Origin of the sequence: Streptomyces sp. NPDC050743 (assembly GCF_044456925.1) — a bacterium.
Taxonomy (GTDB): Bacteria; Actinomycetota; Actinomycetes; order Streptomycetales; family Streptomycetaceae; genus Streptomyces.
On sequence record NZ_JBITGJ010000002.1, the window covers coordinates 189,099 to 208,481 of the forward strand.

At 70.8% G+C, this 19,383-nt stretch carries 14 protein-coding genes; 5 read left to right on the forward strand and 9 right to left on the reverse strand.

The features are described from left to right. Positions 1–113: 113 nt before the first annotated feature. From gap to ACIBJF_RS03365, 7 genes are all read right to left on the reverse strand, one after another. Positions 114–1,121 carry a type I glyceraldehyde-3-phosphate dehydrogenase gene (gap, locus tag ACIBJF_RS03335; RefSeq protein ID WP_055709530.1) on the reverse strand — a complete coding sequence of 336 codons (1,008 nt, stop codon included), beginning with the start codon at positions 1,119–1,121 and terminating at the stop codon, positions 114–116. A gap of 343 nt (positions 1,122–1,464) precedes the next feature. Next, positions 1,465–4,419 carry a M14 family zinc carboxypeptidase gene (locus ACIBJF_RS03340; protein ID WP_399171958.1) on the reverse strand — a complete coding sequence of 985 codons (2,955 nt, stop codon included), beginning with the start codon at positions 4,417–4,419 and terminating at the stop codon, positions 1,465–1,467. A gap of 173 nt (positions 4,420–4,592) precedes the next feature. Beyond that, positions 4,593–5,582, reverse strand: a complete 990-nt coding sequence (gene whiA / locus ACIBJF_RS03345; protein ID WP_030583311.1) for a DNA-binding protein WhiA — start codon at positions 5,580–5,582, stop codon at positions 4,593–4,595. Next, positions 5,573–6,664 carry a uridine diphosphate-N-acetylglucosamine-binding protein YvcK gene (gene yvcK, locus ACIBJF_RS03350; protein ID WP_399171959.1) on the reverse strand — a complete coding sequence of 364 codons (1,092 nt, stop codon included), beginning with the start codon at positions 6,662–6,664 and terminating at the stop codon, positions 5,573–5,575. The genes whiA and yvcK overlap by 10 nt, the downstream gene beginning before the upstream one ends. Further along, complete coding sequence (rapZ, locus tag ACIBJF_RS03355; protein ID WP_399171960.1) at positions 6,661–7,680, reverse strand: RNase adapter RapZ; 1,020 nt, start codon at positions 7,678–7,680, stop codon at positions 6,661–6,663. The genes yvcK and rapZ overlap by 4 nt, the downstream gene beginning before the upstream one ends. Then, positions 7,677–9,773, reverse strand: coding sequence for an excinuclease ABC subunit UvrC (gene uvrC, locus ACIBJF_RS03360; protein ID WP_399171961.1), 2,097 nt, complete (start codon positions 9,771–9,773; stop codon positions 7,677–7,679). Before uvrC ends, rapZ begins: the two co-directional genes overlap by 4 nt. Positions 9,774–9,841: 68 nt before the next feature. After that, complete coding sequence (locus ACIBJF_RS03365) at positions 9,842–10,216, reverse strand: hypothetical protein (protein WP_399171962.1); 375 nt, start codon at positions 10,214–10,216, stop codon at positions 9,842–9,844. A 280-nt stretch (positions 10,217–10,496) separates the two neighbouring features. Here ACIBJF_RS03365 and ACIBJF_RS03370 point away from each other — a divergent pair, with 280 nt between their 5' ends. Next, positions 10,497–11,444 carry a hypothetical protein gene (locus ACIBJF_RS03370; protein ID WP_399171963.1) on the forward strand — a complete coding sequence of 316 codons (948 nt, stop codon included), beginning with the start codon at positions 10,497–10,499 and terminating at the stop codon, positions 11,442–11,444. 175 nt (positions 11,445–11,619) lie between these two features. Here the strand turns inward: ACIBJF_RS03370 and ACIBJF_RS03375 are convergent, their stop codons facing one another. Then, on the reverse strand, positions 11,620–12,048 hold the full coding sequence (locus ACIBJF_RS03375; RefSeq protein ID WP_399171964.1) for a Rieske (2Fe-2S) protein: 429 nt from the start codon (positions 12,046–12,048) through the stop codon (positions 11,620–11,622). 245 nt (positions 12,049–12,293) lie between these two features. Between ACIBJF_RS03375 and ACIBJF_RS03380 the strand changes: the two genes are divergently transcribed. After that, complete coding sequence (locus ACIBJF_RS03380) at positions 12,294–13,442, forward strand: LacI family DNA-binding transcriptional regulator (protein WP_399171965.1); 1,149 nt, start codon at positions 12,294–12,296, stop codon at positions 13,440–13,442. After that, positions 13,439–14,350 (forward strand): carbohydrate kinase, encoded by a 912-nt coding sequence (locus tag ACIBJF_RS03385; protein WP_399171966.1) that lies wholly within the window; start codon positions 13,439–13,441, stop codon positions 14,348–14,350. The genes ACIBJF_RS03380 and ACIBJF_RS03385 overlap by 4 nt, the downstream gene beginning before the upstream one ends. Positions 14,351–14,512: 162 nt before the next feature. On the opposite strand, the gene uvrA is transcribed toward ACIBJF_RS03385, so the two are convergent. Continuing rightward, a complete protein-coding gene (gene uvrA, locus ACIBJF_RS03390) occupies positions 14,513–17,539 on the reverse strand; it encodes an excinuclease ABC subunit UvrA (protein ID WP_399171967.1) in 3,027 nt (1,008 codons plus the stop codon). Between the two features lie 224 nt (positions 17,540–17,763). On the opposite strand from uvrA, the gene ACIBJF_RS03395 reads away from it, so the two are divergent. Together ACIBJF_RS03395 and ACIBJF_RS03400 are read left to right on the forward strand one after the other, a co-directional pair. After that, a complete protein-coding gene (locus tag ACIBJF_RS03395) occupies positions 17,764–18,450 on the forward strand; it encodes a maleylpyruvate isomerase family mycothiol-dependent enzyme (RefSeq protein WP_399171968.1) in 687 nt (228 codons plus the stop codon). A 44-nt stretch (positions 18,451–18,494) separates the two neighbouring features. Further along, positions 18,495–19,151, forward strand: coding sequence for an MBL fold metallo-hydrolase (locus tag ACIBJF_RS03400; RefSeq protein ID WP_351800759.1), 657 nt, complete (start codon positions 18,495–18,497; stop codon positions 19,149–19,151). Positions 19,152–19,383 lie beyond the last annotated feature (232 nt).

Genomic DNA, 19,383 nt, shown 5'->3' on the forward strand with positions numbered 1-19,383 from the left:
ACCTGATCGTAAAAGGACGTGGTCCGTACGCGAGACAGGGCCCGGACAGCGCGGCGGTGCGCTGCCCGAGCCCTGCTCTCACTTCAAGGTCCTGCTGCCGCTGTTCGCGGCGATCAGAGCTGGTTGCCGACGAAGACCGTGAGGTCGACGAGGCGGTTGGAGTAGCCCCACTCGTTGTCGTACCAACCGATGACCTTCACGTTCTTGCCCTCCTGGACCATGGTCAGGGAGGAGTCGAAGGTGCAGGACGCCGGGGCGTTGACGATGTCGGAGGAGACGATCTGGTCCTCGGTGTAGTCGAGGAGGCCCTTCAGCTCGCCCTCTGCGGCCTTCTGGAAGGCGGCGTTGACCTCTTCCTTGGTGACCTCGCGGGACAGTTCGACCACGAGGTCGGTGACCGAGCCGGTCGGGACCGGGACGCGCATGGCGATGCCGTCCAGCTTGCCCTTGAGCTGCGGGAGGACCAGGGCGGTGGCCTTCGCGGCACCGGTGGTGGTCGGGATGATGTTCTCGGCGGCGGCACGGGCGCGGCGCAGGTCCTTGTGCGGGAAGTCCAGGATGCGCTGGTCGTTCGTGTACGCGTGCACCGTGGTCATCAGACCCTTGACGATGCCGAAGTTCTCGTCGAGGACCTTCGCCATCGGCGCCACACAGTTGGTGGTGCAGGAGGCGTTGGAGATGACGTGGTGGTTCGCCGGGTCGTACTTGTCCTGGTTGACGCCCATCACGATGGTGATGTCCTCGTCCTTGGCCGGGGCCGAGATGAGGACCTTCTTGGCGCCGCCGGCGAGGTGCTTGGCGGCGTCTTCCTTCTTGGTGAAGATGCCGGTCGACTCGATGACGATGTCGACGCCGAGCTCGCCCCACGGGATGTCGGCCGGGTTGCGCTCGGAGAGCACCTTGATGGTGTGGCCGTCCACGGTGATGGTGTCGGCGGTGTGGGAGACCTCCTGCTTGAGGCGACCCAGGATCGTGTCGTACTTGAGCAGGTGAGCGGTGGTCGCGGTGTCACCCAGGTCGTTGACAGCCACAACCTCGATGTCCGCCCCCTGCTCCAGCAGCGCGCGGAAGTAGTTACGCCCGATGCGGCCGAAGCCGTTGATGCCTACGCGGATCGTCACGAACCGATCTCCTCGTTGGTACGCCGGCCATGCGGTGCCGGCGAGCTCTGTTTGGGATGTCCCCGACCACCACCGACCCTACCTCTCTGCGGGCCCCGGGGTGACATCGAGATGGCCCATACACGGGCAGGCGTTCCGTACCCGTCAGTAGGGGTACGGACCGTGCCGGAACGGCAGTGGATTCACTCGTATTTAGTACGGAATGCCGGGCGGTTTTTGCGTCGTCTTCACTCGTTCGTGAGCGGGTCGGCTCACTTGATCAGGGCCCCCTCCGCGCACCGTTGAGAGGGCTCCCGCTCACCTGTTGGAACAAGGCGAGCGGGACTTGTCAACGTGGCGGCCCTCACCCGCCGAGCGCCGCGAACGCCTTCCTCACCAGAACCGCCCGGTCGGCCGCCGACGGCACCTGCTCCAGGCCGAAACCCAGCAGCACGGTGTCGTCCGTGGTGACCGCTCCGTACGTCTGGAACAACGCGCCGGAGCGCGCCCAGTCCTTCAGTAGCGGCGGGCTGCCCGCGGGCGGTCCGGCCACGTGCCAGGCGCCCAGCGACGACTCGAATCCCTCCGTCTCCTTCGCCGACCCGCCCACGACGAGCGAGGCGTCGTCCGCGAGCACGCCGTGTCCGCCGGTGCCTGGGTCGGTGACGTAGGAGATCGAGACCTCGACGGACTTCCCGGCGTAGGCGCTCAGGTCGAAGGTGACCTGCTGCCAGCCGCCGGAGCTGCCGGTGAGGCTGTTCCAGGAGCCGGTCGTGCCGGTCGCGGTGCAGGCGTTGTCCGCGAGCGTCAGATAGTGTTTCAGCCACGGATGCTCGGCGATCAGGAACCCCTGCCCGCAGTCCGCCGGCACGGCCGTCTTCGTGGCGCCCGAGGCCTCCGGCAGCGTGGTCCAGTCGTCGGCGCCCACGGTGTGCGCCTCGATCACCGCGTGGTCGTAGCCCGGCTCGGTGTCCCACAACAGCCGGGTGGTGAGGGCCGGCTTGTCGGCGGCGCCGACACCCGTGAGGTCGATGGTGCGGGTGAGGCGCTTGTAGGCGTCGTCGGTGTGCACGGCGGCGGCCATGTACGAGCCGGCGTACGGCCCGTAGGGGCTGGCCGTCCCGGCGAACCGGCCCGCGCCCGCGCTCTTGAACTGCGGGTACGCCGACACCGGAAGCTCCTCGGAGGTGACGCCGTAGGTGCCCGCCTCGTCCAGCGGATTGCCGGGCGCGTCGCCGAGGGCGCCGGTGTAGCCGTCCAGGGCGCCGGAGCCGGTGAAGCCGGTGGCTCCCTTGGTCGACGTACGGCTGTAGGCGCCCAGGTAGTACTGGCTGAAGTCGTCCGAGAGGGTGCCGTCGCCGAGGTCGACGCTGCCGCCGGCCAGCTCACCGGCCTCGATCAGCCGGCCGCCCTCGTTGAGGTAGGCGCGCAGCTGGAGCTGCGTGGCGTTGCCGGGTCCGTTCGCGCCCGAGTAGTGCACGACCGTCCGGAAGTGCTTCAGCACGCCGAGCGCGTCCGGGGCGCCCTGTGTGGCGGCGTCCCACACGATCGCCCGGTGCCCGGCCGCCTTCACCGCGTCCGCGTACTTCTGCGCCTGCGTGGCCGCCGCGCCCTCCTCGGCGACGACGAGCGTGTCGGCCTTCGGCCGCTCGGCGACGGTGTACGTGAAGTGCGAGCTGGAGGCCTTCCTGCCGCCCTTCGTCTCGCCGGTGAACCACACCTCGACCTTGTCGCCCGGCGCGCCGCCCCGCACCTCGGCCCGGTACTCGTCGAAGTACAGGTCGTCCCGGCCGCCGTAGGTCTCGCCGCCCTTCCAGCGCCGGAGCGCCTGTTCGTGCGTACGGCCGCCGTTGACGCGGTACTTCAGCTCCTTGTCGCGGATCGCCTTGCGGACGACGACGGAGACCTCCTGGTCCGCACCCCGGGCGTACGACGTGCGGAACGTGGCCGGGGTGAAGTCGGCGGCGCTCAGCCCGACCGAGGAGACCGGCCGGTCCGGGTGTACGGCGGTCTCGGCGACAGAGAGCGCGAACGGGATGTTCTTTTCGAACTCCTGGCGGATCAGCTTCTCGTCGTCGGGGAAGTTGAAGACCGACCGGCAGTCCTCGGGCTTCCAGGCGTCGTTCGGGTCGATCTGCGAGGCGGTCTGGCAGGTGGACATCTCCGGGGTGAACATCGCGATGCCGTTGACGTTCGACGCGTGCCCGTCCGCCTCGCCGTTGGTGGTGTACAGCTCCGAGGAGACCTGCGAACGGTAGCCGGGGATGGCCGGGTTGTCCGGGGTGCCGGCGAGCGCCTTGTAGAGGACGTCGTCCGGGGTGGGGGTGGCGACCTGCCAGCCGACGCCGTAGAGGAGGAGTTCGGCGGCGGAGTGGTAGTTGACGGCGTAGCGGAATCCGACGCGCTTCTCGAAGCCGTCCAGCGCCCTGGTCTCGGGCTCGGATGCGGGGCTCGCGCCACGGTAGGTCTCGCTGGTCGGGTCGGGGGACGAACCCTCGTCGTCGTAGCCCCACTTGTAGGGGAAGTTGCGGTTGAGGTCGACGCCGTCGCCCGTGCCGATGACACCGTCGCCGTTGACGTCCCGCAGGTTCTTGCGCCACAGGCGGGTCGTGGAGTCCTGGAAGGTGTAGTCGTAGCCGTCGGGGTTGGCCGAGATGACGAACCACAGCTCGGTGGAGTCGACGATCCGCCGGATGCGCTTGTCGCTCTTGTAGTGGTCCAGGTAGTAGTGCATCAGACGCCGGGTCATCTCGGGTGTGATCCACTCGCGCGCGTGCTGGTTGGACAGGTACAGCACGGGCGGCTTGGAGCCGTCCTTCGTCTTCCTGGCGTTCGTGGTCAGTTTGACGGCGAGGATGTCCTGGCCGTTCACCGTTTTGCCGATGGACTCGACCTTGGTCAGGCCGGGGTTGGCCCGGGCGGTGCGGAGGATCTCCTCCTTGAGCCCGCCGCTTCCGCCGTAGGGGCGGAACACGCCCTGGGACGCCTTTTCGGTGCGCGCCTGCGCCCTGGCCGGGACGGTGTGCTCGGTGAGGCCGACGCCCTGTTCACGGAGTTTCGCCGCCTGCCGGCCGGTGAGGTAGACCTCGATCTGGGACTTGCCGCTTCCGGTGACCTGCTCGGCGAGTTCGTCGCCGTCCTGGCCGGCCTTGAGAAGCAGGGGTATCTGCTCCTTGGTGACATCGGCGCGGAAGACCTCGACCGCGTCCGGGTCGGACTTCGCCGGACGTCCGCTCTGTGCCTGGGCTACGGGTGCGAGGCTCGCTCCGCCGATCAGGAGCGCGCCGACAGCGAGGATCGATCTCGCTCTGTGTCTCATGAACCCCCCTAGCGGTGGTCCGCCACAGCGGCGAACAGATTGCCAGGCTCATGTCAGACAGTGATCGAGTCAAGAGCGCCTCACGGCCACGTAAATGAACGTGTGTCAGGCATGCGCAGGCCGGTGCCGAGGCCCCGACTGGGCTTCGGCACCGGCCTGTTGGTGTGGTCCGGTCAGCCGGCCAGGTTGTCCGCCAGCTCCTCGCTGAGGTTGGCCTCCGTGCCCGGGATGCCCAGGTCGGCGGCGCGCTTGTCGGCCATGGCCAGCAGGCGGCGGATTCGGCCCGCGACCGCGTCCTTGGTCAGCGGCGGGTCGGCGAGCGCGCCCAGCTCCTCCAGGGAGGCCTGCTTGTGCTCCATGCGCAGGCGTCCGGCGGCCGCGAGGTGCTCGGGGACCTCGTCGCCCAGGATCTCCAGCGCCCGCTGCACCCGGGCACCGGCGGCCACGGCGGCCCGGGCCGAGCGGCGCAGGTTGGCGTCGTCGAAGTTGGCGAGCCGGTTGGCCGTGGCCCGCACCTCACGGCGCATCCGGCGCTCCTCCCAGGCCAGCACCGACTCGTGCGCGCCGAGCCTGGTCAGCAGCGCGCCGATCGCGTCACCGTCGCGGACCACCACCCGGTCCACGCCCCGCACCTCACGGGCCTTCGCGGCGATGGACAGCCGGCGGGCGGCGCCGACCAGCGCCAGCGCGGCCTCGGGCCCCGGGCAGGTCACCTCCAGAGAGGAGGAACGGCCGGGCTCGGTCAGCGAGCCGTGCGCCAGGAAGGCCCCGCGCCAGGCCGCCTCCGCGTCGCACGTGGCCCCGGAGACCACCTGCGGGGGCAGCCCGCGGATCGGGCGGCCCCGGCCGTCCACAAGCCCCGTCTGGCGGGCCAGCTGGTCACCGCCCGCGACGACCCGCACGACATAGCGCGAGCCGCGGCGCAGCCCGCCGGGCGCCATCACGATCAGCTCGGAGCTGTGGCCGAAGATCTCCAGGATGTCCCGCTTGAGCCGGCGGGCCGCCATCGCGGTGTCCAGCTCCGCCTCGATCACGATGCGCCCGCTCACCAGGTGAAGGCCGCCGGCGAACCGCAGAATGGCGGAGACCTCCGCCTTCCTGCAGCAGGTCCGGGTGACGGGAAGCCGGGAGATCTCGTCCTTCACCGCTGCCGTCATCGCCATGGGCCGATCCTTCCATGCATCCGAAAAATACGGTCGTACGCGGCGGCCAACAGCTCCGGGTCGTGCCGGGGTGTTCCGTCGGTCCGGGCCACCGGCGCCAGCTCGACCGCGGCTCCCAGCCGCTCGGCGGCCTCGGTGAGCGAGTCGCGGTCGGGCACGGCGGCCTCGTCGGCCAGCACCACGTCCAGGGCGAGTTTAGGGGCGTGTCGCCCCAAAACCTCCAAATGACGCTGCGGGGAGAAGCCCTCGGTTTCTCCCGGCTGCGGGGCGAGGTTCAGCGACAGCACCTTGCGCGCCTTGGTCGCCATCAGGGCGTCCAGCAGCTCGGGGACGAGCAGATGCGGGATCACCGAGGAGAACCAGGAGCCCGGGCCGAGCACCACCCAGTCCGCGTCCAGGACCGCCGCCACCGCCTCGGGCACCGCCGGCGGGTCGTTCGGCACCAGGTGCACCGACTGGACCTCGCCGGGCGTCAGGGCGACGTTCGCCTGCCCGCGCACCGTGTCGACGTCCTCCGGGCGCTCCGGGTCGTGCCCCCTGACCAGGGCCTGCAGCTCCAGCGGCACCGCGGACATGGGCAGCACCCGGCCGTGCGCGCCGAGCAGCTTGCCGACCAGGTCCAGGGCCTGGACGTGGTCGCCGAGCTGCTCCCACAGGGCGACGATCAGCAGATTGCCGACCGCGTGCTCGTGCAGATCGCCCTTGGACTGGAAGCGGTGCTGGATGACCCGGGCCCAGGTCTGGCCCCACTCGTCGTCGCCGCACAGCGCGGCCAGCGCCTTGCGCAGGTCGCCGGGCGGCAGCACGCCCAGCTCGTCACGGAGCCGGCCGCTGGAGCCGCCGTCGTCGGCCACGGTGACGACGGCGGTGAGGTCCCCGGTGATCCGGCGCAGCGCGGCGAGCGAGGCGGACAGACCCATGCCGCCGCCGAGCGCGACCACCTTGGGCTGCGCGCCCCGGCGGCGGGGCCGGCCACCGCGGGCCTCGGCCGGGCGGGGCGCCCCCTCGGCCGTGGCACGGCTGGAGCGCCCCTCCGGCACCATCCGGCGCAGCATGCCGATCCGCCGTGTACGTTCCGTCATTCCCGTCCCATGTCCCGGTGTACGACCACCGTCTCCACGCCCTCGGCCGCGAGGCGCGCGGCGAGCTTCTCCGACATCGCGACCGAGCGGTGCTTACCGCCGGTACAGCCGATGGCGATGGTCACATACCGCTTGCCCTCGCGCCGGTAGCCGGCGGCGATGAGCCGCAGCAGTTCGGCGTACCGGTCGAGGAACTCCTTCGCACCGGGCTGGTTGAAGACGTACGCCGACACCTCCTCGTTCAGGCCGGTGAACGGGCGCAGCTCCGGGACCCAGTGCGGGTTGGGCAGGAACCGCATGTCCGCGACCAGGTCGGCGTCGACCGGGAGGCCGTACTTGAAGCCGAAGGACATCACGGTGGCCCGCAGCTCGGGCTCCTCCTCGCCGGCGAACCGGGCGTCCATCTTGGCGCGCAGCTCGTGCACGTTCAGGCTGGAGGTGTCGATCACCAGGTCGGCGTCGCCGCGCAGCTCGCGCAGCAGCTGGCGCTCGGCGGCGATGCCGTCCACGATGCGGCCGTCGCCCTGCAGCGGGTGCGGGCGGCGCACCGATTCGAAGCGGCGCACCAGGGCCTCGTCGGAGGACTCGAGGAAGACGATCCGCCGGGTGACGCCCCGGGTGTCGAGGTCGGCGAGGGATTCGCGCAGATTGTCGAAGAAGCGCCGGCCGCGCACGTCCACGACGACCGCGATCCGCGCCACGTTGCCCTGCGAGCGGGCGCCCAGCTCCACCATGGTGGGGATGAGGGCGGGCGGGAGGTTGTCCACCACGAACCAGCCGAGGTCCTCCAGACACTTCGCCGCCGTCGACCGTCCCGCTCCGGACATGCCGGAGATGATCACCAGCTCGGGGATGGCCGCTTCCGGGCCCGAGGCCGGCGTACCGTCCGTGCTCACCTGTGCTCCGTTTTCCTGGGCCGCGGGCTGCTCACCCGCCGCGGGGTGTGGCTGATCCTGCCCCGCTTCACTGTGGGCCCGATCTCGCTCCGCTGTGGGCTGTGCGTCGTGCTCCGTCATCTCTCCTGCCCCCGTCGTTCGTCCGGGAGGCCCGCGGTTACGGGCTCCCCCGTGGAACCCGCCGTCGTATCGGGTTCCTCGTCATCAATGATCTCTCCGGTCGCCGTGTTCACGGCGGGTGCGGCCGGAGCCGCCTGGGCGAGGGCCGCGGCGATGGTCTCGGCCGTCTTCCGGCCTATCCCGGGCACCCCCTGGATCTCTTCGATTGTGGCGGACCGCAGCTTCTTCACCGAGCCGAAATGCTTGATGAGCGCCTGTTTGCGGGTCTCGCCGAGGCCGGGGACATCGTCCAGGGGGCCGGCCCGGAAGCGTTTGGCGCGCTTGGTGCGCTGGTAGGTGATCGCGAACCGGTGGGCCTCGTCGCGGACACGCTGGAGGAGGTAGAGGCCCTCGCTGGTGCGGGGCAGGACCACCGGGTCGTCGTCGCCGGGCAGCCAGACCTCCTCCAGGCGCTTGGCGAGGCCACAGACGGCGATGTCGTCGATGCCCAGCTCGTCCAGGGCGCGCCGGGCCGCGGCGACCTGCGGCTGCCCGCCGTCGACCACGACGAGCTGGGGCGGATAGGCGAACTTCTTCGGACGGCCGTCGTCGCCCTTGAGGGAGTCGGTGATCTCGTCCGGACCGGTGAGCGTGCCGTCGCCGTCGGTGAGGGCGTCCTCGCTACCGGAGCCGTCGGCCCACTCCCCCGTCTTCTCCTTCTCCGCGAGGTACCGCTTGAAGCGGCGGGTGATCACCTCGTGCATGGAGCGGACGTCGTCCTGACCGGCGAAGCCCTTGATCTGGAAGCGGCGGTACTCGCTCTTGCGCTGCAGGCCGTCCTCGAAGACGACCATGGAGGCGACCACGTCGTCCCCCTGGAGATGCGAGATGTCGTAGCACTCGATGCGCAGCGGGGCGCTGTCCAGGTCGAGGGCCTCGGCGATCTCCTCCAGGGCGCGCGAGCGCGTGGTCAGGTCGGAGGCGCGCTTGGTCTTGTGCAGCGCCAGCGCCTGCTGGGCGTTGCGCTGCACGGTCTCCATGAGCGCCTTCTTGTCGCCGCGCTGCGGGATGCGCAGAGACACGTTCGCCCCGCGGCGGCCGGTCAGCCACTCCTGGACCGGCTCGACGGGCTCGGGCAGCGCCGGGACCAGGACCTCCTTGGGGACGGCGTCCCCGGTCTCCTCGCCGTAGAGCTGCTGCAGGGCGTGCTCGACCAGGGCGCCGGTGGTGATCTCCTCGACCTTGTCGGTGACCCAGCCGCGCTGGCCGCGCACCCGGCCGCCGCGCACATGGAAGATCTGCACGGCCGCCTCCAGCTCGTCCTCGGCGACGGCGATGAGGTCGGCGTCCGTCGCGTCGGCGAGCACGACGGCGTTCTTCTCCATGGCCTTCTTCAGGGCCTCGATGTCGTCGCGCAGCCGAGCGGCGCGCTCGTACTCCATCTCCTCGGCCGCCTCCATCATCTGCTTCTCCAGACGGCGGAGGTAGGTGCCGGTGCGTCCGGCCATGAAGTCGCTGAACTCCTCGGCCAGCTCCCGGTGGTCCTCGGGGCTGATCCGGCCGACGCAGGGGGCGGAGCACTTGCCGATGTAGCCGAGCAGGCAGGGGCGGCCGGTGCGGGCGGCGTTCTTGAACACGCCGGCCGAGCAGGTGCGCACCGGGAACACGCGCAGCAGCAGATCGACGGTGTCGCGGATGGCCCACGCGTGGGCGTACGGCCCGAAGTAGCGGACGCCCTTCTTCTTGTGACCGCGCATCACCTGCACGCGCGGGAACTCCTCGTTCATCGTCACCGCGAGGTAGGGGTAGCTCTTGTCGTCGCGGTACTTGACGTTGAACCGGGGGTCGTACTCCTTGATCCAGGAGTACTCCAGCTGGAGTGCCTCGACCTCCGTGGACACCACGGTCCACTCCACGGACGCGGCGGTGGTCACCATCGTCCGGGTGCGCGGGTGCAGGTTCGCCAGGTCCTGGAAGTAGTTCGCCAGGCGCTGGCGCAGGCTTTTCGCCTTTCCGACGTAGATCACCCGCCGGTGCTCGTCACGGAACCTGTACACCCCCGGAGAGCCCGGGATCTCACCCGGCCTGGGGCGGTAGCTGGAGGGGTCGGCCATGTCTCACACCCTACTGGCGAGCACCGACACCGCGTCGGGCCTGTGGACAACGCCCACGGCCGTGCCGCTCAGCCGTCCACAACCCATGCGGTGCCGGCCGGCGGCAGGCCCGTACGGATCAGGTGCCGGACGATCCGGAACGCCTCGTCGAGCGGCACGGTGTCCTCGTCGGGGTACGTGTCGCACTGCCCGTTCGCCGACCGGAAACCCCCGCTGACCCCATCGGATCCCACGGAGACGGCGTGGGCTCCCGGGTCGCCCTCCCGGTCGAGAAGCATCACCAGCGTGCGTTCGGTGTTGCTCACCACGGACAGCAGGCGCCCGGCGGAGCCGGTCAGCCAGGTTTCGAGACGGCCCTCGGCGATCCGCAGTCGCAGCACGGCGACCGCCGCGTCCGCCGTCACGGCCGTGTGATCACCGTCGAAGGTCCAGGTCTCCGTCACGCGGCGATCTTCCCATCGGCCGGCTCGGGCGGGCCTGACGCCAGCGGCCGCGGGCTCCTGCGCGAAGGCGCGGCCTCGCCGGGGTGGTCGTGGCGGGTTCGAGGTGTTGTCGGGGCCTGGTCAACACGCTTCAATGCGGGGGAACTCGGGGCCGTGCACGCACGCGTACAGACGCGGCGTGCGCAGCCAGGGCGTCCACGACGCCCACGGGGGTGGCCCCGCACACCAGCGCAGGCGGTCTGACCAGCCGTAGCGACACCTCACAGAAAGGCGCCCCGGCATGCGGCATGCCACTGAGCACGTGCATCTCCCCACCGCGGAACTGGACACGGCCCTGCGGGGCGGCCCCTTCCATGTGGCGCTGCGCGCCGCGATCGCCGCACGCGGGCTGCCGCTCCAGCGCGTCCAGCACCATCTGTCCCGGCACGGGGTCAAGGTCGGTGTCACCAGCCTGAGTTACTGGCAGCAGGGTGCCCGCCGCCCCCAGCGCCCCGAGTCGCTGCGGGCCGTACGGGCGCTGGAGGAGATCCTCCAGCTGCCGGACGAGTCACTGATCCGGCTGCTCGCCGAGGCCGACGGGCGCGCGGCGGGCGGCAGGCCGGCGGGGCGCTCCTACCGCTCCCTGATCGAGGCCTCGGACGTCCTGAACCGGCTCCGGGCCGAGCTGGGCTGGTCCCTCGACGGCGGGCTGCACACCCTCGGCCACCACGAATGCCTCCGCATCGGCGCCCGGCGCGAGCTGGCCGGCCGCGAGGCCCACCACATCGTGCGGGCCCACCGCGACGGTGTCGACCGCTTCGTCGCCGTGCACCACGGCGACCCCGGCTGCCGCCCGCACGACATCCGGGTGCGGGCGCTGGAGAACTGCCGCACCGGACGCGTCCGCTGGGACCAGGGCACCGGCGTGCTGGCCGCGGAGCTGCTCTTCGACACCCGGCTGAGCGCCGGCGACACCTTCCTCTTCCGCTACGGCATCGAGGACGGCACGGCCGGGCCCAGCCGCGAGTACCTCCACCGCTTCGGCTTGCCCGGCGGCCAGTACGCCCTTCAGGTGCGCTTCGACGAGGCCGCGCTGCCGGCCCGCTGCCATCGCTTCACCCAGCACTCGGCGGCGGCCCCCCGCACCGGCCGCCACGAACTGCCGGTCACCGGCCCCCACCACTGCGTCCACGTGGTCGAGCCACGGATACGGCCGGGGATCGTGGGGATCGCTTGGGAATGGGAGTGATACCCCGGCGCGGGCACGCTGGCGTGGGGTGCGGGGCTGGGTGCGGGGACTCTGGGGCGTGGGAAGGTGGGCGGGCTGGGCGCGCGGCGCGAGCTGGGCACGCAAGGTTCCGGCGGCGGTGCCGTGCGGCCGTACACCCCGTTCACGCGCCCAGGGTGTCAGCGTGGCTGTCCGTTCAGGCGCCCGGGCCGGCGATGATCCTGCCGTTCGTGGTCTTCACCGGCAGCTCGGTCAGGGGCTCGGTGGCCGGTGACTCGACCACCTTGCCCGTCACGGCGTCGAACTGGCTGCCGTGGCAGGGGCAGATCAGGGTCGTCCCCTGCAGCTTGTTGATGGGGCACCCCGCGTGCGTGCAGATCGTGCTGTAGGCCTTCAGCGCGCCGCTCCCGTCGCGGCTGACGACGACGTTGTGGTCCCGGTAGAGCTTGGCGCCGCCCTTCACGACCTCGCTCTCGGCGCCGAGATCCACCGGCGCGGTCGGAGTGGCCGCGGCCGAACTGCCCTGGCCCGGTGCCGCGCATGCGGCCAGGCCGAGCCCGGCGACCGGGGCCACAGCGGCCCCTCGAAGGACGGTACGACGGCTCGCGGACGGTCGGGCGGGCATCTGGGACTCCACTGGTCAAGGGGTGTGCAGGGCGACGATACCCGGGCACAAGGCCCGGCCCCGCGGCGGGCCGGTGATCGCGGGGAGGGGCCGGTGTGTGGCAGTGAGGAGCGCGGGGACGCTCCTGGGAACACTGTGGAGGCAGCCCAACGTAAACGCTTACGCAAGCGTTTACGCGGGGGCGGTCGATGGGATACCGTCCCGCCCGGAACGACTTCGCCCGGGCTGTGCAGGAGGGAGACACGATGCCCACCATGGCGGACGTCGCGCGGAGCGCCGGGGTCTCCGTGGCGACCGTCTCTCACGTCCTGAACGGCACCCGTCCGGTGCTGCCCCACACCCGCCAGGCCGTGCTCGACGCCATCGACGCGCTCGGCTACACCCCCAACACGCTGGCGCGGTCCCTGGTGACCTCCCGCACCCGCTCCATCGGGCTGGCGGTGTCGGCGATCAGCAACCCGTACTTCACGGAGATCCTCCAGGGCGTCGAGGCCGCCGCCCTGGAAGCGGGCTACAGCCTGCTCATCGCGGACCCGCACGACGACCCCGGGCACGAACGCAAGGTCGTGCAGCTCCTCCATGAGCGCCGGGTGGACGGCATGATCGTCGCTCCCTCCGCGCGCCCGCACGAACTCGTCGGCTATCTGGGCCGCCACACCGTACCGACCGTGTTCCTGGACCGGGTGATCGACACCGACGTGATGGACGGCTCCATGGTGGGTGGTGGGGCGGACGCCGCCCCTGACGAGGACGCGCCCTGGTACGACCAGGTTTGCGCCGACAGCGCCGAGCCGACCGCCCGTCTGGTCGCCCATCTCGCCGAACTGGGCCACCGCAGGATCGGCCTGGTCGCGGGTCTGCCCGGGCTCAGCATCACCAGTGAGCGTGTCTCGGGCTACCGGGACGCCCTCGGCGCCGCCGGCCTGGACCTCGATGAACGGCTCCTGGTGTCCGGCAACTCCGAGTCCACCGGTGCCGAGCAGGCCACGGCCGCCCTGCTCGCCCTCCCCGAACCGCCCACGGCACTCGTCGCGGCCAACAACGCCATGACCATCGGCGCCCTGCGCGCCCTGCGCCGGTGCGGCCTGTCCGTGCCCGACGACATCGCCCTGTGCTGCTTCGACGACTTCGCCTGGGCCGATCTGTTCTCCCCCCGGCTCACCGCCATCGCCCAGCCCAGCAGGCAGTTGGGCGCGCAGGCCGTCCGGGTGCTCCTGGACCGTCTCGACGAGCCGCGCCGGCCGACCCGGACGGTGCGGCTGCCGTGCGCGTTCGTCCATCGCACGTCCTGCGGATGCCCGGAGGAGCCGGGCGGGTCCGAGGAGTCGGGCGGGTCCGAGGAGTCCGGGCACAGCCCATCATCCACGTCGTCGCAGAAGGGAACCGCCTCGTGATCGTCGTCGCCGGTGAGGCACTGATCGACCTGGTACCGCAGGGCTCCGGCGCCCTCGCGGCCCTGAAGCCGGCGCTCGGCGGCGGCCCGTACAACACCGCCGTGGCCCTCGGCCGGCTCGGCTCCCGCACCGCGTTCTGCTCCCGGACGTCGCACGACGCCTTCGGTGAGGCCCTGCTCGACGGGCTGCGGCGCGCTGGGGTGGACGTGTCGGGCGTGCAGCGCGGGACGGAGCCGACGACGCTGGCGGTGGCCACGATCGACCACGGTGGCTCGGCCGCCTACTCCTTCTATGTCGACGGCACCGCCGACCGTCTGTTCACCGCCCCCACTGCGCTGCCCGCCGGTACGCGCGCGGTGTCCTTCGGCACGTGCTCGCTCGTCCTGGAACCGGGGGCGAGCGCCTATGAGGAGCTGATGCGCGCGGCGGCCGGGCAGGGGCTGTTCACCGCGCTCGACCCCAACATACGGGCGGGGCTGATCCCGGACGCGGACGCCTACCGGGCGCGTTTCAAGAGCTGGCTGCCCTCGGTGACGCTGCTGAAGCTGTCCGCGGAGGACGCCGAGTGGCTGGGCGGCACCCCGCGCGAGTGGCTGGCCGCGGGACCGGCGGCCGTGGTGGTGACCCGGGGCGGGGACGGTCTGACCGCGTTCACCCGGGACGGCGCGGAGTACTGCGTACCGGGTGAGAAGGTCGCCGTGGTGGACACCATCGGCGCCGGGGACACGGTGAACGCGGCCTTGCTGCACGGGCTTTCCGCCCTGGACGCGCTGTCGGAGGAAGCGCTGGCCGCCCTCGGGACGGAGGGCTGGACGCGGCTGCTGCGCTTCGCGGCACGCGCGGCGGCGATCACCTGCTCGCGGGCGGGGGCCGAGCCGCCGTTCGCGGCCGAGCTCGGTGATCTATGAGCGGCCCCTTTTGTCTCTGCTGTCTTCCTCTCTGCTGTTGTCAAGGAGCGGCCGGACCCGTGGTCCGGGGACCTGACGGACCTCGGAGCCGGGGTGGCTGATAGTGGAACGAGTGGCGCCCCGCGGGGAGTTCCTGCGGGGCGCCACTTTTCTGCCGATATGTCAGGCCTTGCGTGCCCGCGTCGACTTCTTCGCGGTCGTCGCCTTCTTCGTGACCGCGTCGGCCTTCTTGGTCGCCGTGCTGTTGGTCTTGGCCGTCACCGTCTTCTTCGCCGCCGTCTTCGCCGCGGCCGTCCTCTTGGCCGTGACGGTCCGCGGCGCCTTCACCGGTTCCGCGTCGCTGATGCGGTCGGCGCCGAGGATCTCGCGCAGGAACTTACCGGTGTGGCTGGCCGGAACCCCGGCGACCTCCTCGGGCGTGCCCTCGGCGACCACGAGGCCACCGCCCGCGCCGCCCTCCGGACCCATGTCCACGACCCAGTCGGCGGTCTTGATCACGTCGAGGTTGTGCTCGATGACGATGACCGTGTTGCCCTTGTCGACCAGGCCGCCGAGGACCTTCAGCAGCTTGCTGATGTCCTCGAAGTGCAGACCGGTGGTCGGCTCGTCCAGGACGTAGACCGTGCGTCCGGTGGACCGCTTCTGCAGCTCGCTGGCCAGCTTCACGCGCTGGGCCTCACCGCCGGAGAGCGTGGTCGCGGACTGTCCGAGGCGGACGTAGCCGAGGCCGACGTCCTTCAGCGTCCCCAGGTGCCGGGAGATGGCCGGGACGGCCTCGAAGAATTCGGTGGCCTCCTCGATCGGCATGTTCAGCACGTCGGCGATGGACTTGCCCTTGTAGTGGACCTCCAGGGTCTCCCGGTTGTACCGGGCGCCGTGGCAGACCTCGCACGGGACGTAGACGTCCGGGAGGAAGTTCATCTCGATCTTGATCGTGCCGTCGCCCGCGCAGTTCTCGCAACGGCCGCCCTTGACGTTGAAGGAGAAGCGACCGGGCAGGTAGCCGCGGACCTTCGCCTCGGTGGTCTCGGCGAACAGCTTGCGGATGTGGTCGAAGACGCCGGTGTACGTCGCCGGGTTGGACCGCGGGGTGCGGCCGATCGGCGACTGGTCGACGTGCACGACCTTGTCGACCAGGTCGTCGCCGTCCACGCGCGTGTGCCGTCCCGGGACGTTCCTCGCGCCGTTCAGCTCGCGGGCCAGGTGCGTGTACAGGATGTCGTTGACCAGCGTCGACTTGCCGGAGCCGGAGACGCCCGTGACGGCCGTGAACACGCCCAGCGGGAAGGACACGTCGATGTCCTGCAGGTTGTTCTCACGCGCGCCGTGCACGGTCAGCCGACGGGACGGGTCGCGGGGGCGGCGGATGTCCGGCACAGGGATGGCCTTGCGACCCGACAGGTACGCGCCCGTCTGCGACTCGGTGTTGGCGAGCAACTCCGTGAGGGAGCCGCTGTGCACGACCTTGCCGCCGTGCTCGCCGGCGCCGGGGCCGATGTCCACGACCCAGTCGGCGACCTTGATGGTGTCCTCGTCGTGCTCCACGACGATGAGCGTGTTGCCCATGTCCCGCAGCCGGACCAGGGTCTCGATCAGCCGGTGGTTGTCGCGCTGGTGCAGGCCGATGGACGGCTCGTCCAGCACGTACAGGACGCCGACGAGGCCGGAGCCGATCTGGGTGGCCAGCCGGATGCGCTGGGCCTCGCCGCCGGAGAGAGTGCCCGCCGCGCGGTTCAGCGAGAGGTAGTCGAGGCCGACGTCGACCAGGAAGCGCAGCCGCTCGTTGACCTCCTTCAGCACTCGCTCGGCGATCTTCTTGTCTCGGTCGCTCAGCTTCAGCCGGCCCAGGAAGTCCGCGCAGTCGCTGATCGACATCGCGGAGACCTCGGCGATCGACTTCTCCATGATCGTGACCGCGAGGACGATCGGCTTCAGGCGCGTGCCCTCACAGGAGGGGCAGGGCACCTCGCGCATGTAGCCCTCGAAGCGCTCGCGGCTGGCGTCGCTCTCGGCCTCGCTGTGCCGGCGCTTCACGAAGGGCACCGCGCCCTCGAAGGGCGTGGTGTACACGCGCTCGCGGCCGTACCGGTTGCGGTAGCGGACCTCGATCTGGGTCTTGTGGCCGTGGAGCAGGGCCTTCTTCGCGCGCTGAGGCAGGCCCGCGAACGGGATGTCCGTGCGGAAGCCGAGCGCGTCCGCGAGGGCGCCGATCAGGCGGCCGAAGTAGTCCTTGGTGTGCCCGTGCGACCAGGGGTGGATGGCGCCCTCGTCCAGGGTCTTTTCCTCGTCCGGGACGATCAGCTCGGGGTCCACCTCCATGCGCGTGCCGATGCCGGTGCAGTCGGGGCAGGCGCCGAAGGGGGAGTTGAAGGAGAAGGAGCGGGGCTCCAGCTCCTCGAAGGACAGGTCGTCGTACGGGCAGTACAGGTGCTCGGAGTACATGCGCTCGCGCTCGGGGTCGTCCTCGGGGAGGTCGACGAAGTCGAGCACGACCATGCCGCCGGACAGGCCGAGCGCGGTCTCCACGGAGTCGGTGAGGCGGCGCTTGGCGGACTCCTTCACCGTGAGGCGGTCCACGACCACCTCGATGGTGTGCTTCTCCTGCTTCTTCAGCGCCGGCGGGTCGGACAGCTGGATGGTCTGCCCGTCCACGCGCGCGCGGGAGTAACCCTTGGTCTGCAGGTCGGCGAAGAGGTCGACGAACTCGCCCTTGCGCTCGCGCACGAGCGGTGACAGCACCTGGAAGCGGCTCCCCTCCGGCAGCTCCAGGACCCTGTCGACGATGGCCTGCGGCGACTGGCGGGAGATCGGGCGGCCGCACTCGGGGCAGTGCGGCTTGCCGATGCGCGCGAAGAGCAGCCGCAGGTAGTCGTAGACCTCGGTGATGGTGCCGACCGTCGAGCGCGGGTTGCGCGAGGTCGACTTCTGGTCGATGGAGACCGCCGGGGACAGGCCCTCGATGAAGTCGACGTCCGGCTTGTCCATCTGGCCGAGGAACTGCCGGGCATACGAGGAGAGCGACTCCACGTACCGGCGCTGGCCCTCGGCGAAGATCGTGTCGAAGGCCAGAGAGGACTTGCCCGACCCGGACAGGCCCGTGAAGACGATGAGCGAGTCACGCGGCAGGTCGAGCGAGACATTCTTCAGGTTGTGCTCGCGCGCGCCACGGACGATGAGACGGTCGGCCACGCCGGTCCGCACCTTTCTTGAGAGAAGTGACAGGGGCGGGGCCCCCGTGCTTCTTCAGACTAGGGGGAGCCACTGACAACGCCGGTCGGATTCTCCGGTTGCATAACAATCCCCGGCCATCCAGCATGCCCGACGCCGCCCTCGACGATATAGCACGTGCTTTCGATTTGCGGCCGAGGTTCACCACCTTCACCCGAACGTGTGGTGGGGCTAGGGTCAGGCCCATGATTGATCACGCTCATGACCTGGCATGTGTACGTGACGCGACCGAACGGCTCCTCACCGCGGTCGCCAAGCTGGACAACGCGTCGCTCGCCGAGCCGTCACGGCTTCCGGGCTGGACCCGCGGGCACATCCTCGCCCACCTCGCCCGCAACGCGGACGCACTCGTGAACGTGCTCGAGGGCCGCCCCATGTACGCGAGCGCCGAGGCGCGGGACGCCGACATCGAGCGTGACGCCCCGCGTCCCCTCGACGACCAGCTCGCCGACCTGCGCGAGAGCGCGGCCCGCTTCCAGGCGGTGGGAGACATGCCGGCGGACTGGTCGCGCACGGTTCAGCTGCGCAACGGGGTCACCGACTCGGCGTCCCGCGTGCCGTTCCGGCGGTGGGTCGAGGTCGAACTGCACCACGTCGATCTCGGCATCGGTTACGAGCTGGAGGATCTCCCGGCCGAGTTCACGGACCGGGAGATCGACTTCCTGGCGGAACGCTTCGCCGGACACAAGGACGTCCCCTCGACCGGCCTGAGCGCAGGCAATGGCCGGAACTGGACCACGGGCGGCGGGGCGGAGGGCGGACCGGTCGGGGTCGAGGGGACGGCCGCCGACCTGCTCGGCTGGCTGGCCGGGCGACGCGACGGCTCCGGCCTGACCACGAACGGCACGCTGCCGAAGCTGCCTCCGTTGTAGGTCTCGGAGGGTCCGCGGGGCCTCACCGCTATAGGCTGATCGTCATGACGTACACCGGAGAGGTCAGGGTCGGCGGACCGGCGGATGTGCACGAGCTGAAGGACCTGATGATCACGAAGATCGCGGTCGGCCCGATGGACAACAACGCTTATCTGCTGCGCTGCCGGGCCACCGACGAGCAGCTTCTGATCGACGCCGCCAACGAGGCGCAGACGCTCCTCGGCATGATCGGTGACGACGGCATCGCGTCCGTCGTCACCACGCATCAGCACGGCGACCACTGGCAGGCGCTCGCCGATGTCGTCGCGGCCACGGGCGCGCGCACGTACGCCGGCCGCGAGGACGCCCCCGGCATCCCCGTGCCCACCGATGTCCTCGTGGACGACGGCGACGTCATCCGGGTGGGACAGGTGGAGCTCACCGCGCGGCACCTCGTCGGGCACACTCCGGGTTCCATCGCGCTGGTCTACGACGACCCGCACGGCCACCCGCACGTCTTCACCGGCGACTGCCTCTTCCCGGGCGGTGTCGGCAACACGCGCAAGGATCCGAAGGCCTTCGCCAGCCTGATCCACGACGTGGAGACGAAGATCTTCGACGTGCTGCCCGACGAGACCTGGGTCTATCCCGGGCACGGTAACGACACGACCCTGGGCGCGGAGCGGCCGCAGCTGCCGGAGTGGCACGCGCGCGGGTGGTGAGCACCGGGTGCTTTCCTCTCCCGAGCGCCGGGCGCGTGCTCGCCACGCGCCCCGTGTGAACGTTTCGCCCGCGCCGGGGGCGCGTACGCGCTCCCCGCACGCCCTGTCACGCGGTCAACTGGTGGCAACCCCGCAGAGGGTGACGGCTCCTCTGCGGCAGGGCCGCCGGTCTTCAACCCCGCCCTCGGCCGGCGGCCCAGGCCAATGGCCTGCGCCCTGAGGGTCGTTCACA